This window comes from Coleofasciculus sp. A1-SPW-01, assembly GCF_040217205.1.
GTDB lineage: Bacteria > Cyanobacteriota > Cyanobacteriia > Cyanobacteriales > Coleofasciculaceae > Coleofasciculus > Coleofasciculus chthonoplastes_A.
Map to the genome: position 1 here is coordinate 18735 of NZ_JAVJNP010000124.1, position 14834 is coordinate 33568.

The 14834-nt window shown below is 45.4% G+C and carries 15 protein-coding genes; 7 read left to right on the forward strand and 8 right to left on the reverse strand.

Features of this window, described 5'->3' with window-relative positions:
- Positions 1-63 precede the first annotated feature (63 nt).
- Complete coding sequence (locus RH949_RS18510) at positions 64-1230, reverse strand: pyridoxal phosphate-dependent aminotransferase (RefSeq protein WP_446355142.1); 1167 nt, start codon at positions 1228-1230, stop codon at positions 64-66.
- Positions 1231-1697: 467 nt separating this feature from the next.
- Between RH949_RS18510 and RH949_RS18515 the strand changes: the two genes are divergently transcribed.
- The gene (locus RH949_RS18515) at positions 1698-2090 is read left to right on the forward strand and encodes a J domain-containing protein (RefSeq protein WP_006097815.1); all 393 of its coding nucleotides are present in this window, start codon (positions 1698-1700) and stop codon (positions 2088-2090) included.
- Positions 2091-2135: 45 nt separating this feature from the next.
- On the opposite strand, the gene RH949_RS18520 is transcribed toward RH949_RS18515, so the two are convergent.
- The 4 genes from RH949_RS18520 to RH949_RS18535 all read right to left on the reverse strand — a co-directional run bounded on the left by RH949_RS18520 (position 2136) and on the right by RH949_RS18535 (position 6750).
- Positions 2136-2939, reverse strand: a complete 804-nt coding sequence (locus tag RH949_RS18520; RefSeq protein WP_446355144.1) for an ABC transporter ATP-binding protein — start codon at positions 2937-2939, stop codon at positions 2136-2138.
- Between the two features lie 27 nt (positions 2940-2966).
- A complete protein-coding gene (locus tag RH949_RS18525; RefSeq protein ID WP_446355146.1) occupies positions 2967-3815 on the reverse strand; it encodes an ABC transporter permease in 849 nt (282 codons plus the stop codon).
- A gap of 243 nt (positions 3816-4058) precedes the next feature.
- A complete protein-coding gene (locus RH949_RS18530) occupies positions 4059-5084 on the reverse strand; it encodes an ABC transporter substrate-binding protein (RefSeq protein ID WP_446355148.1) in 1026 nt (341 codons plus the stop codon).
- Positions 5085-5190: 106 nt separating this feature from the next.
- The gene (locus tag RH949_RS18535; RefSeq protein WP_446355150.1) at positions 5191-6750 is read right to left on the reverse strand and encodes an OmpA family protein; all 1560 of its coding nucleotides are present in this window, start codon (positions 6748-6750) and stop codon (positions 5191-5193) included.
- Between the two features lie 372 nt (positions 6751-7122).
- Here RH949_RS18535 and RH949_RS18540 point away from each other — a divergent pair, with 372 nt between their 5' ends.
- A complete protein-coding gene (locus RH949_RS18540; protein ID WP_446355163.1) occupies positions 7123-7488 on the forward strand; it encodes an EamA family transporter in 366 nt (121 codons plus the stop codon).
- Between the two features lie 161 nt (positions 7489-7649).
- Here the strand turns inward: RH949_RS18540 and apcB are convergent, their stop codons facing one another.
- Positions 7650-8159, reverse strand: coding sequence for an allophycocyanin subunit beta (apcB, locus tag RH949_RS18545; protein WP_446355152.1), 510 nt, complete (start codon positions 8157-8159; stop codon positions 7650-7652).
- A gap of 698 nt (positions 8160-8857) precedes the next feature.
- On the opposite strand from apcB, the gene glnA reads away from it, so the two are divergent.
- The 5 genes from glnA to RH949_RS18570 all read left to right on the forward strand — a co-directional run bounded on the left by glnA (position 8858) and on the right by RH949_RS18570 (position 13331).
- Positions 8858-10279: a type I glutamate--ammonia ligase gene (gene glnA / locus RH949_RS18550; RefSeq protein ID WP_006097809.1), complete on the forward strand. Its 1422-nt coding sequence runs from the start codon at positions 8858-8860 to the stop codon at positions 10277-10279.
- 149 nt (positions 10280-10428) lie between these two features.
- On the forward strand, positions 10429-11328 hold the full coding sequence (locus RH949_RS18555; RefSeq protein ID WP_446355154.1) for a ferritin-like domain-containing protein: 900 nt from the start codon (positions 10429-10431) through the stop codon (positions 11326-11328).
- Between the two features lie 330 nt (positions 11329-11658).
- Positions 11659-12162 carry a YbjN domain-containing protein gene (locus RH949_RS18560; RefSeq protein ID WP_044204282.1) on the forward strand — a complete coding sequence of 168 codons (504 nt, stop codon included), beginning with the start codon at positions 11659-11661 and terminating at the stop codon, positions 12160-12162.
- A gap of 293 nt (positions 12163-12455) precedes the next feature.
- Positions 12456-12632 carry a response regulator transcription factor gene (locus RH949_RS18565; RefSeq protein WP_006098317.1) on the forward strand — a complete coding sequence of 59 codons (177 nt, stop codon included), beginning with the start codon at positions 12456-12458 and terminating at the stop codon, positions 12630-12632.
- 252 nt (positions 12633-12884) lie between these two features.
- Positions 12885-13331 carry a response regulator gene (locus tag RH949_RS18570; protein WP_446355157.1) on the forward strand — a complete coding sequence of 149 codons (447 nt, stop codon included), beginning with the start codon at positions 12885-12887 and terminating at the stop codon, positions 13329-13331.
- Positions 13332-13507: 176 nt separating this feature from the next.
- Here the strand turns inward: RH949_RS18570 and RH949_RS18575 are convergent, their stop codons facing one another.
- Together RH949_RS18575 and RH949_RS18580 are read right to left on the reverse strand one after the other, a co-directional pair.
- Complete coding sequence (locus RH949_RS18575) at positions 13508-13696, reverse strand: hypothetical protein (protein WP_006097802.1); 189 nt, start codon at positions 13694-13696, stop codon at positions 13508-13510.
- Positions 13697-13760: 64 nt separating this feature from the next.
- The coding region (locus tag RH949_RS18580; RefSeq protein WP_446355159.1) for a response regulator at positions 13761-14834 on the reverse strand (1074 nt) is incomplete at its 5' end.

Here is a 14834-nt window from a genome sequence, read left to right on the forward strand (position 1 = left end):
CGTTTCGCTGTTGATGACAACGTTTATTCAAAACCCGCCCTGACTGCACCTAGAACCCAACGCTTAACTTAACTGGCGAACAAATTTCTCCAATCGATCCATACCCTTTTCAATGGATGGCATATCAGTAGCATAGGACAGACGGATACAGTTATCGACACCAAAGGCAATACCGGGAACTGTCGCGACTTTCTCAGCCTCTAAAAGGCGATTACAAAACTCCAGGGATTGGAGTCCAGTTTTGCTAATATCGGCAAAGACGTAGAACGCCCCATTGGGTTGAGAACAACGAATTCCCGAAATATTATTCAGGCGTTCGTATATGACTTGTCGGCGTTTAGCAAAGGCAAGTCGCATTTCTTCTACACAGTCTTGGGGATTTTCCAGGGCTGCGATCGCGCCATACTGAGCAAAGGTACAAACATTAGAGGTACTGTGGCTTTGAATCGTGGTAACTGCCTTAATTAAATCCACAGCACCCGCTAAATACCCCACACGCCAACCTGTCATCGAGTAGGCTTTGGCAAACCCATTACTGGTAATCGTGTGCTGAAAGATATCTGATCCAATAGCACCAATACTCAAATGTTGAGCGCCATCGTAAAGAATCTTTTCATAAATTTCATCCGAGACGACTAGAATATCCCGTTCCACTATCACTTGGGCAAGGGCTTTGAGTTCCTCTGGGGTATATACCATCCCTGTAGGGTTCGAGGGGGAATTGAGGATAAATAGCTTGGTTTGGGGCGTAATCGCCGCCTGGAGTTGCTCTGAGGTGATTTTATACCCCGTTGACGCATCCGTTTGCACAATGATTGGTGTACCCCCTGCCAGTTTGACCATTTCCGGATAGGAAAGCCAATAGGGGGCGGGAATAATCACGTCATCCCCCGGTTCAATCAGCGCTTGCATCAAACCAAACAGGGAATGTTTACCGCCATTGGTGACAATGATATTCTCCGGCTGGTACTCTAACCCATTATCTTGGCGCAGTTTATTCGCGATCGCTTGCCGTAATTTCGGTTCCCCAGCGGCGGGTCCATATTTGGTTTTCCCCTGATCTAGGGCTTGTTTCGCCGCCGCCTTAATATGAGCCGGGGTATCAAAATCGGGTTCCCCTGCGCTGAAACTACACACATCCAAGCCATCGGCTTTCATCGCCTTAGCTTTGGCGGAAATCGCTAGGGTGAGAGAGGGAGAGACTTGACCAACTCGTGCTGCTAACTGCATGTTTTCTCAACTTAAACGACTAGACGGTGTGTGAAAAGCACCTGAGAAAGTAGGGTAAGGGCAGGTGTGGGTTGTGGGCGAAAGGTTCAAAGCATTATCGCGATGTCTCAACCCGCCCTTCCTCTGTGCAGACACCTTTTTTAACACGCTCTGAGGAAATATACTACTTGATCTCCGTCTAATTACCTATTTTTCACCCCTCCTCTAGATTAGTTAGGGTCGTTCAACTTAAGAATGAGTAACTTGAGCTGATATGACATATATCGCTATAAAAACGCTCAAACTCTCAACAATTGAGTAAACAGGAGGATTTAATTTTGTTAACTTACGTTAACAAAAACTTACAAATTATATCTTTCCTAAACTGATGTATTTTTTTGCATGGTTTCAGCCACAACAACAGAGAACTTGAATTACTATTTTTATCAATATCAAGATATTGCTGTCAGTCGTGAGGATGGTTGTAGATGTTAGACGTAGAACGATACTACCGAGTCTTAGACCTAGACCCTAGTGCCTCACCCGAGGAAGTCCACCAAGGGTATCTAGACATGACGTGGGTATGGCACCCTGACCGTTTTGTGGGTCATCCCCGTCTACAACAGAAAGCCCAGTACAAGTTACAAGAACTGAATGAAGCCCATGAATGTTTGCGTTATAAATCGGCGGCTAACGGTAGAAAAATGGGTCGTAAGTCAAAATACTCAGCCTCACCACCGTCAGCCCGTCATGCACCATCTCCAGGTTTATCCAAATCGCCAACCCAACGGAAGCCAGGAAAAAAGGCTCCGCCAACGGTTAACACGAGTAAAGCACCGATTCATTTTAAAGCCAATCCCATTGATGATTGGTTAGATTAAAATTGGGGAACGTGGAAAGTCTTTCAGCTAACTATTAACGCTCAATCAGCTCCGCAAAAGTGCAGCTTCTGGTTGATCGGTGAGTAACTCAATAATCTGATCGGTGTAGTTTTGAAACGCCGACAAACGCTTAATTTTCAGCCTACGTCCATCAGAATTATTAGTTACGCGATCGCGCGGTAAATCAATTCTCAATTCCCCTTGAATTGTACCCGGTTGCGTCGTCAGCACATAGATGCGTTGGGAGAGAAACACCGCTTCCCCTACATCATGGGTAATCATCAAAATCGTTGTACCCGTTCGTTGCCATAATTGCAGCAGGAATTGCTGCATGGCTTCGCGGGTTTGCACATCTAACGCGCCAAAGGGTTCATCCAGGAGTAAGACTTTCGGTTGACAGGCTAAAGCCCGCGCGATCGCGACTCGTTGTTTCATTCCCCCGGATAGTTCTTTGGGCAACGCTTTAGCAAACTTTGATAATCCCACAACCTCTAAATAATACGATACGTGCTGCCGTCGTTGTGCTGCGGATAGTCCCTGTAACCTTAAACCAAATCCCACATTATTCGCTACCGTCATCCAGGGATAAAGCGTATAACTTTGAAACACCATCCCTCGATCGGAACCCGGTCCAGTCACCCGCACACCATCCACGCAGATTTCACCCGCCGTTGCTTGATCCAATCCAGCAATGAGACGTAATAACGTCGATTTACCAGAACCCGATGCACCAACTACACTCACAAATTCACCCGTTTCAATGTGCATATTGATATCTTTAAGGGCAACTGTGACATCCTTACGAGTGGAGAATTGTTTATAAAGTTGAGAAACAGTTAGTTGGGTCATTAGTCATTTGTCCTTTATATTTAATCATCAATCTATAGTCCATTTACATGATACTCGCAGCAACAATCTAAATAATAAATCGAAGCTTAGACCAATTAATCCAATAACAATGAGTCCAGCAAAAATTTGATCAGTTCTCAGAAACCGCTGCGCCACACTAATCCGGCGTCCTAATCCTTCAGTTGCTGCCACTAATTCTGCCACAATCACTAAATTCCAAGAGGCGGCAATGTTGACCCGACAAGCATCAATGATGCTGGGCAGAATAAAGGGGAAAATAACATTTAGTAAAACTTGATGGCGTTTTCCCCCTAACGTATAAGATGTTTCAATTAACTCCTTGGGGACAAACTTAACCGCATCCATGATCATCAGTGTATTAAAAAATAAAGTGCCGATAAAAATCAGCAAAATTTTCGGGGTTTCGCCAACACCAAAGTATAAAATGAGTAACGGAATAAATGCTGGCGCAGGCATATACCGCACAATTCCAATAATCGGTTCCATTAGCGCCCGAATACTGGCAAAGGTTCCCATGAAAGTTCCCAAGGGAATCGAAATCAACGCGGCGAGGAGAAAACCACAGAGAACCCGAAATACACTTGCTACAATATCCTGGGGCAAATCGCCACTTGTCCAAAGTGACACAATCGCTTGCCAAACATTCTCTGGTGTCGGTAAAAACAGAGGCTCAACCCACCCCGAATGAGAAACTAGCCACCATAACCCAAACGGAATACCGATAGACAACACCATCAATGTCCAGGTCAAGGATTTGGGAATATCTTCGGCAATGCGCCAAAATAGGGTGGGTTTCAGTGTTTGAGGAGAAGATTGTACCTCTCTTGTACACAAATTTTCAGGAGTTCGAGTCATTAGGGTTTACCAGAAACGATTGGCTGTGATTATCTACATCATCGTCTTAGGTCGAATGGCACTGACTTAAGCTGGGTTCGTAGTAGGCACTTTAGTGCCAGAAGCGCTAAAGCGCTTACTACCAACTCTAAAGTCAGTGGCATTTGTCTTAGGTCGATACACAACTGGTTCTTGTGGATAAACATTCACAATGAATAACGACAATTCCTATTGTGTACGAGAGCGAATCAGCCCTGAATAAATTTAGGTTTTCTGCTTTTCCGCATAGGCTTTGACAAAGCGATCATCTAAGAGTTTATCCAAATCTGGGGCTTGTTCAATTAAACCATTCTCGACTAAAAATGTACTAATTTCTTGAGTCGCATAAGGCAGCGATGTCATGTCATCTCCTGGTTCAAACGCGGCTAAATTATCCTCGATACTAAAAATAGTCGTTCCAGCATCATAGTCCTTATATTCATCAACGGTAACTCCTGCTCGTTTGGCTAAAATTTGCAAAGATTTGTCCGAATTTTCATTCATGAAATCCAGCGTATCAAACCACGTATTGACCAAAGCTTGCACCGCTTCCGGGCGTTCCTCAAGCATTTGCCGACTCACAACAAGATGATCAGGAATTGCACCGGGAAAGTCCTTGGAACTAAACAACTCTTTACTCCCTGGACGTTCTAATGCCTTGGTTGTAAACGGCGCAAATACACCTACAGCATCCACCTGTCCGGCAACAAAGGCGGCAGAGGCTGCCCCCGTTTCTAAGGGTTTGATTTCCACATCATCTGGAGATAATCCAGCTTTTTCTAATCCTAAAAGTAAAAGAAAATGATCAACTGTACCCGCTTCTACAGCAACCGTTTTTCCTTGCAAATCCTTTATGTCATTAATTTCCTCACGAACAATAATTTTGTCATTTCCGGTTGAATTATCATTGACCAAAACAATGACTTGATCGGAGCCAGCCGCAACGGAGCTAATCGTGTCATTTAAGGTTTGGGTATTGGCATCTAACTGACCTGCGGCTAGGGCATTAATTGAATCCAGATAACCATCAAACCATTTCAAATCCACTTTCACATCATTGGCGGCAAAGAGTTGTTCTTCCTCGGCGATTTGCCAGGGTAACCAACCGGGCCACGCACTGAATCCCATCTGAACGGCTGTTGTTGAAGGGGATTCAGAGGTAGAGACATCAGTAGCAGGAGTACAGCTAACCGCAATCGTTAAACTGACAAAAAATAAGGTAAACCAGGTAACAATAGTTCGGATTTTCATAGGTTAAAACTCAAAATTGAACACTTGGTCGGGGCAGGTTTAGTGACATTTGGGTAAACGAATAAAGGATAGTAGTGAAACCCACGCCTACACACTCAAAACGTTCTTAGTTAACCCGAACTAAGCGTATTTCTGTACGCTGTTGACGGGGATCAGTTGGAGGAATGCCTGACAGGGGTTGATTAAAGCCTTTGCCTTCTGCGACAAAGTTATGTTTAAGACCACGATTTTTGAGATAGTTAACCACAACTTGGGCGCGTTGTTGACTTAAGGTTTGGTTCAGCGCTGCTGCCCCTGTTTTCGAGGTATGACCAATCACCCGCACGGCTAAAGTTTGGGGATTAAACTCCTGAATTTCATTGGTTAACTGATTCAGGGTTTGTTGCCCTTGACTGGTTAATGTTGCTGAACCGACACCAAATTTAACTTCGCCTCGCACTTCTAAGTTGCCAATATCCGGGGCGGCGGTAATCTGTTGGGCGGAGACTTGCGGCACAGCAGCAACGGTTTCTCCCTTGCCCGATAGTCGGTCTGCCAATTCTGGGTTATCGGCACGCACTAAGCTAATTAAGGTTTCGGTATTAGTTGCGGCTTTGGTAAGAAACTGAGGTGAAAATAAGCTCTGGGGGGCTTGCGGAACATCATTTAATCGACCGGCTAAAACTAATACGGCGGCGGTGGAACCAATCCGTTTTTCTAGGATATTATCACTCATCCATTGCTGGGCTTCAGAGGCAGTAAAAAAGTCAATTCCCTGTAAAACGGCGCTAGCTTCACTAGAAGATAATTCCCCATCTTCTGCGATTTGCGTTTTTAATTGGGAAGGTTCGCGAACATTCACATCAATCCGGCGATAGTAGGCTTCCAGTAATTCTGAAATTTTCTCAGGTTGAGACTCAATCAAGCGATTAGATGCCACAATCACATCCACAATCGCTTGGGGTGCATCCTGACTGGATAAAACGACAGTATGCCCTTGTTTTTTGGCTTGGGTGACATAGGGTTCCCAAATCACCGCCACCGCCACATTCTGATTGGGATCTTGTAACAATTGCCACGCCTCAGACGCATCAGCGACTTTTTCGACTTGAAAATCAGCTAGCTTAAACGCCTCAAACTTGGTACTCAACACCAGCGCCAGGTACTCACTGGGGGTATCGCCCGCAAAGGTGAGGGTTAACTGTCGTCCTTGCGATCGCTCCTGCTCAACTAATCCCTTAAGATCTAAGAGTGACTTAAGGTTTGGATATTTCTTCGTATTCAGCACAACGGCATCAGCGCCTACCGTGCGGTCAATCAAGCCAATAATTTGTCCTTCGGGTTGTTGTTGCAGGAACTGATCTAATGTCGTGACTAATAAATCAGCTTTTCCCTGATTCAATAATTCAGCCCGTTTAGCTTGATCAAACTCATCTTGATAGCGCAGTTTCAGCCCAACCTCTTCTAATGCTTCTTGAAACGGCTGACTGCGAAATGTGCTATAGCCGCTGAATGTATCTCCCAGAATCCTCAGTTCACCTTTGGCGGCTTTGGTTTGAGTCTGACTTGACAGATTAGGAACTAGATCAGGTGCCGCCTTACTCAACACCCACAGACCACCTCCAATCAGACCCAAGGTAGCGGCTAAAGCTAAAATCAATACTAGCGGATTATCGCGTTTACTCATAACCTATAATCGACCTATTCTATTTCACTATGCTAGCGGTTGATTTATTGTACTTTATGTAACATTTTTGCGCGGGTTTCTGTAAAGCTATGGTTTTTACAGATGTCACCGCATCCATGAATCAACCCAGATGCCGTAGGTCTACTCTCACTCACGCTCTCAACCCCCATTGGTTTTTTAGTGGACATCTGCAAGTTTCTGTTTAAATTTTGGCAGATTCAATGGGGAAAAGTCAGGAATAAAGCACGGATTAGCTCGGAATAAGTCAGGATATCACTCAAGATGGCTCAGGTCAATTCAGATAAATGTCACGCGGCTTAATCCTAAATCTGTTGAGCAACAAATGCTTATTTATTTGACATTCAGATTAAGATAGTTCTACGCTCATTGGAGAATTTTTTCATGAATGCCTATTTCGCTTTAATTATTTCGATTATGATTGGTATCGGTGGGCAACTAAGCCTTAAAGCTGGCGCTATGCAGGGTATTGGTAGTAAGCTTTTCTTTCTTCAACCCTACATTATTGTGGGATTATCGTCTTATTTCTGTGCTTCTCTATTCTATATCTTTGCCCTTAGAGAAATCCCTGTTTCTGTGGCTTTTCCCAGCGTTTCGATTAGTTATGTGGCGGTGGCTTTTTTGGCTCATTTAATTTGGGGAGAACCGTTTGGCATCAGACAGGTTATCGCCCTAGTACTGATTGGTCTGGGAATATACACATTAAATCATTCATCTTAGACAACGATTAAAAACTGCACCCAAAGATAGTTACATTAAGTATTGTTAGAGTTTGTCCAGCAGTGCTAGTAATTGTGAATACCAAGAAGGGACATTAAACACGTCCCTAATCATCTGTTTGTTCAAAAACCTGGATGTGACCCTTTGGGTGCGAAAAATGGTTAAATATCGCTTTCGCTCAATTCACGAGTCATGTAGTCGAAGGGTTGATCCACAAATGCCGTATTAGTCACTCCAGCAGCAGCGACTTGTTCTTTCAGGATATCTTTCATAATTTGGATACCGCGAACAGTTGGACCAATTGGAACCCCCAACGAATTGTAGGTTTCCCGTAACCCTTGCAAAACTCGTTCGTCTAGGACATCCATACTCCCAGCAACCAGTGCATAACTGGCATAGCGGAGATAATAGTCCATATCCCGCAGACAAGCAGCATAGCGACGAGTCGTATAAGCATTACCACCCGGACGAATCAGTTCCGGGACGTCTTCAAAGAGTTGCGATCCTGCCTGCTTGACAATTGAGGCGGCATTGGCATTAATCACTGCTGCTGCCATGATTCGGGCTGTACCACTGTCAAAGTAAGATTTGAGTAAATCGATCGCATCGCGATCAAGGTAACGACCGCTAATATCGTAGTTTCTAATCAGGCTTGTAATCGCATCCCGCATGAGTCGGCTCTCCCAATCTATATATCTTTATCTATTTATATTGCCAGCTATTGCGACGCTCTCATCAAAAGTCTCTGGAATGAGAATTCCTGCACCATTCTTGATCACATAAGCTGGACTGCCCAACTATTGCTCCCAAAGCAACTTGGCTTATCTAGAATAGAATACGTCATTGTTGAGCGGATTGACAAATAGGGGACGGGCAATCCTTAGCATTTTGTAATATTTAATACAATTTAATCTTTTTCTTAGGATATCAAGGATCAGGAAATGAGATTCTGTAACTTTGGATACAAAAGCTGCCTCTGCCTCTCCCTAGGATGAGTCAGATGAACAGGAGACAGGTTTCAAGCCCAATCAGGTTGTTGAGGTAAACCTGAGATGGTACGATAACGGCTCCCCGGCTTAGGGAGAAAGCTCGCACCAAACTAAACTGTATCTTGTTTCGTTTCTCACACGCAGGAGACAAGCTGATCGGGTCTACCCGTGTTTCCATCTCCTGCTGTTATCAACCGTATCGTTTCCTTATCTCATGTCTAGTTGGTTTGTGCGACACTTGATTCCTAAGTTCCCCCGTCGTCCTAAGCGTCAGGTTTAGGACAGACACCACCGTCTGTCGAGGTCGGTGAGAACTTCAACTGCCCCACCGCTATTTGAACTTTTCTAAACAATAGTCCACTTGACAAAAGGAGTCATTCATGCCAGAAACGCCACAAGAAGTCTTGAAAATGATTCAAGATCAAGACATTAAGATTATTGACCTCAAATTCATTGATATGCCAGGAATCTGGCAGCACTGCTCGTTTTACTATGATCAAATAGACGAAAGTGCTTTTGAAGATGGGGTAGCCTTCGACGGGTCAAGTATTCGCGGTTGGAAAGCCATTAACGAATCGGACATGTCAATGGTTCCCGATCCGAAAACGGCTTGGATCGACCCGTTCATGAAAGAAAAAACCTTGAGCATGATCTGCTCAATCAAGGAACCCCGCACGGGTGAATGGTACAGCCGTGATCCCCGCACCATCGCCCAGAAAGCACTGGACTTTTTGAAGTCCACCGGAATTGGCGATATTACCTTTTTTGGTCCAGAAGCTGAGTTCTTTATCTTCGAGGATGTTCGCTTTGATCAAACAGAGAGCAAAGGGTTCTACTACGTAGATAGCGTGGAAGGGCGTTGGAATTCTGGACGGGAAGAAGCTGGCGGGAACCTGGGATATAAACCGCGCTACAAAGAAGGATATTTCCCCGTCTCACCTACGGATACGATGCAAGACATGCGTACCGAAATGCTGCTCACCATGGCTCAATGTGGTGTGCCAATTGAAAAGCATCACCACGAAGTTGCCTCTGGGGGACAGAACGAACTCGGTGTCCGTTTTGCACCAATCGTGGAAGCCGGTGACTTCTTGATGGTGTACAAATATGTGGTTAAAAACGTCGCCAAGAAGTATGGCAAAACTGCCACCTTTATGCCCAAGCCAATATTTAACGACAATGGTTCTGGGATGCACACTCACCAGTCCATCTGGAAGAATGGGAAACCCCTGTTCTTTGGCGATGGCTACGCTGGGTTGAGTAAGATGGCGTTGCATTACATCGGCGGTTTACTCAGACATGCGCCGGCTTTGTTAGCTTTAACCAACCCAACCACCAACTCCTACAAGCGCTTGGTGCCAGGGTTTGAAGCGCCTGTGAACTTGGCTTACTCCCAAGGAAACCGTTCCGCCTCCATCCGGATTCCCTTGTCTGGTGACAATCCTAAGGCGAAGCGGATGGAATTCCGTTGTCCTGATGCGACGTGTAATCCCTATATTGCTTTTGCGGCGATGTTGTGTGCAGGTTTGGATGGGATTAAGAATGAAATTGATCCGGGCGAACCGTTGGATGTGGATATCTATGACCTCTCGCCAGAGGAATTGAGCAAAATCCCATCAACTCCTGGTTCTCTGGAAGCTGCTTTAGAGCATTTGGAGCAGGATCATACCTTCTTAACCAGTACAGGTGTATTCACCGAAGACTTTATCGACAACTGGATTGCTTACAAACTCGACAATGAGATCAACCCGATGCGGTTGCGTCCTCATCCCTATGAGTTTTCCCTCTACTATGATGTCTAGTCTCAACTGTTAGCACAAAATAACCAAAAAAGCCATCCTGACAGGGTGGCTTTTTTGGTTAACTGGCTTGGGCTAGAGTGGGGAAGCAAAGGGGATTTTCATTTCTGTTACACTTGAAAAAGTAAATTTACAAAAAAACATAAAACTTAATGACTGTTGCATATCCCCGCAAACTGAAAAACTCTGTTAGTGCGCGTGAAATCCTCCAACGGGTAGTGAGCGATCGCGAAATACACCTAATCACGCTGAATCGCTACCGCTATAACGAACAACATAGCTGCAAAGACCTCACGGAAGTGGTAGAAAAACTCAATGGTCAACCGCGAGACTTGGTACAGGAACTGTCTCACCATATTTGTGACGAAGCTCGCCATGCGATGTGGTTGACAGACCTTCTAGTAGACTTGGGTGCAGATATTGGTATGCCTCCCGGAGTATCCTACATCCATGAGTTCGAGCGACTCATCGACCAGCAAACCTATGAATCACCAGGCAACAAAGAAGATGGTCTGATTGCTGCCTTAGCGGCAATCAACGTCACGGAAAAGCGTGGTTGTGAATATTTCTCGGCTCATATTCGAGCGTTGAAAGAAGTTCCACAAACCGAAGAAAACATCAAGATTAGAGAAACAATTGAACGAATTTTCCCAGAAGAAGCCGTTCACGTCCGATGGGGTAACCGATGGCTGGCTAAAATGGCTGATAAAAGCCCCCGACATCGCCGGAAGGTGGAACAAGCTAAGCGCCAGTATGTGGCAATTGAACAGGCAGCTTATGAGGCTGGGATGGATATCATGGCTGGTGCAGAACTGCGCCGACTCAACCATCTGTTAGAAATTGCCAATACTTTAGAGATTTGGGAACGTCCCAAGTACCTGATGGAAAACATACCGCAGACACTGCTAGCCCCCGAATTGCAGATGACCCGTCTAACTGTGGCACAACGAGCTTGGCAACGTGATCCCAAGATGTTTATGGAAAAGTTTGTACCGATGTTCTTGAACGGACTGAATATTGTCCCCAATAAGCAACACAAAGCTACGGCTTAGGCACATTTTCAAAGGAATTCGCTCTCTAGAGTTGAGAACCCCTAAGTCAGATCCCCGACTTCTTGAAGAAGTCGGGGATCTGGGTCTTTGCGGGTAAGTAATCGGGATTAACGGATAAAATAAGCTTGGGGGTACTCCCAAGTATCAAAGACGCCACATCTGGCGATTATGGTGTGGGACTTACTGCCTTCCCTTTTCTTGCATCATTGGTTAAAGTTAGGTGCATCGCTGATAATGCTTGCCATGTTCCCAGCAAGCTACAGGACGTATCCACCGTAAATACCACGCCTTGTGTTATATAAAATTGTCAACTCCTATAGAGAAACGTTTATGACCACTCAAAAATCAAGTTCAGAAACGGTGTCTACTGAAGGCTTGTCAACGGAGGAGATGGTTCCCACGGAGTTTATCCAAGACAAGACTACCGTCAACTATGTAGAAACCATCGAAACAGTCATCTCTAGCCTGGAGCAAGATGACAGTGCTATGGTAAGCCATAACGACGAAGGCTATCTCTGGAAGTTTAAGTATGGTAGCGTAGAAGTCTTTGTCCAGCTAACGGGTTCTACAGACGAGGATACATTCACCGTTTGGTCTTCGGTGCTGAACCTCCCGGCAGAAAAAGAAGCTGAATTGATGCGTAGGCTTCTGGAAATGAACTGGTCAGATACCTTTGAATCCCGTTTTGGGATTGTGGATGATCAAGTGGTGGTGTTATCATCGCGCACGGTGGCTGAACTATCGCCGGGAGAAATTTCTCGGGCGATTACGATTGTTGCTACTATTGCTGATGATAATGATGAAGCGTTGCAAGAAGAGTTTGGCGCGGCTTGATTTGTACTACAACCAGAATCCGCCTCTACACCGAACAAGGTGAACTCTCTTACTTTTACACGGGATCTGGAAAACCTCTCTCTAAACCTCTCTCCGAACCTCTCCCTAGCCCTCTCCTACAAGGAGAGGGAAGCGGAATATATTTTTTTATTTGGAGAGGCTTTGAATTCTCCCTCATGGAACAAAAAGCGAAGCATCCGCTGGCTTCCCCCTTCGTTAGCTTGTATTGTGTCCACCTACTTATACCTTGTAGAGGTTAGCAGCGGGAGCAGTCAATCTCTCTATCGTAGCTGGTGAAAATTTTATTTATCGAAGATAACGACTTGAATCGGGAAGCAATTAGTGAATATCTTGAGTTGCATGGGTATGAAGTTTATGCTAAACCCGATGGCGCTAATTTTTTAGAGGTGGTGAGAGAATGTGAAGTACCCCAACTTGCTTCGCTGAAGTTGGGGCTTCCAACTCCTTAAAAACAAGGACGGTTTTATTCGTCTTTGGGATTTCCCGCTTCATCCGCCGACGCCTCCAAAGGTTGCCCTCTATTGGTCTTACTCAGCGTCCACAGGCAGCCGTCCGCCTTCCGCAGACAGTGATATTTTGTTAGTCCGCTTGGTTTTCGCGGTTTATGGTTGTAGAGACGCGATGCGAGAAGCGTCTGTACTAACCGAATAATGCCTATTGGCATCTTGCGCTATTCTTTTGGAGGACGCTAAAAGCGAACGGTGGTCGAGTTCCGAGCCGCGCAAGGACTACATCTCTATCACACCGAGCATGACTATCTGTCTTCCCATGCCTTAGAAGGTAGACCTAAGCGGATTATTGCCATTGTACTACAAAAGATTTGGCGTGTCAGGATAACTTGGAAATCTCCGTACCTCCGATTAAGAGCTGTCCATCCTCACCTTGCTATCGCTGAAGGTGAGGACTTTCGCGACTACGTTAAACCTGATTTAATTTTACTGGATCTCAAGTTACCAGAGATTGATGGCTTTACGTTGATGGAACAACTGCAACAATCCCAATCGTTACAAATCCCGGTGGTCATTCTTTCAGCACTTTCCTTTAATTCGGATAAACAGCGAGCATTTGAATTGGGGGCTTGCTGTTTTTTGGTGAAACCGACGATGGTGCAGGATATTAGGCGTGCGATTCAGAAGGAATTGAAATAATTGGCACGTCTGTTTTCTGGTAGGGACGGGTTTAGCCATTTACAGCAGATTTGGTGGTTGATGAGGTACAGCCTTAAGCAAGATCCCCGACTTCTCCAAGAAGTCGGGGATCTGTCTGTGTTGCTTGAAAAGCGTTGTATTTTAGATACTCACCAAGAAATGAACAACAAAACCTTCTATTCCGACTCGGATTGGCGTTGCTGTTGAATAAACTCCTCAATAATCCGGGTAAGATTATTCACAGATTCTCCGATTTGAGTGAGTCGGGTTTCAGTTTGAGATAGTCCGAGTAGAGTATTTTGGAGTTGGTTGCCTAAAATGTCGATCGCGTCTCGATACTCTCTCTCTAATTCTTCCAGAGTCATGGTAGAACCTCAACGATTGATTGATTTCCAGTCTGGACAATCGATGTTAGCGATCGCGTCTATGCTATGTTGAATTTGTGTTCATGAACAGCGCGATCGCGAGTAAGTTGCTCAGATTAGTCAATCGCTCTATTGTCGGCTGATCCCAATGGCGTGGGGTTATGCATTGATGGACACACAGCTCCCCTAATCGTTGACCGTGACTGATTAAGGGTACAATTAAAACAGCTTTGGTTTTTAACGGAGTCAGTTGCGCGATCGCTTCCTCTGAGAGTTCGGTTTGCTCAATATGCTCTTGCTCAATATCCTCAATCGCGACAATTTGCCCTTGTTGGTACACTGTCTTATAGTCTTCCTCTAAACCGGGATCAGCAAGGGAAAGTTCTAGCACCGAGGGATATCCGGGGGCGACGGATTCCACAATCGATTGATCGCCTAAGGTATAAAGGATGACTCGTTCAACCTCTAACTGAACTCGCAGCTTCGCCACCGTGAAATCCAGCAGGGTTGACACAGGAGTAGACTTACCCAAGCGCTGGAGAATCTCTGCGAATAAAGCATCCCACTGTTGTAAACGCTGTAATTGCTGGGTGGCTTGTTCCGCCTGTGTCAAAGCTTGAGCCGCCGCCAAGAGACGCCGTACTCGTTGGGAGAGAACCGCCCAATAGATGGGTTTGGTGACATAATCCGTTGCACCTACGGCAAAAGCACGATCCACGGACTCTTGATCATCCAAAACCGTAATCATTAAAATCGGGATGCGATCGCCTCCCGGTAGAGAACGCAAACGCTGACAGCAGGTAAAGCCATCCAATCCCGGCATAACTGCATCCAACAATACCATGTCTGGCTGATGATGCATATATTCGCTCAGACATTGCTCCCCATCCTTCGCTTCCACGACGCCATACCCTTCTTCTGTCATCGCTAAATTGAGTAATGAGCGCATCGAACGATCATCATCAACGACGAGGATTAAAGGTTGATTGGGCTGACAATCCATCGTTTTACCTCGTGGGACTCCGACCTCAACGAAGTAGGTCGGAGGGGGATAGAGGTCAAACCACGCCGCTCGATGCGGCAAGGTTTGACAACCCAACTGTTGATACCAGTCCGGTATTTCGTTGCAACAATTGGA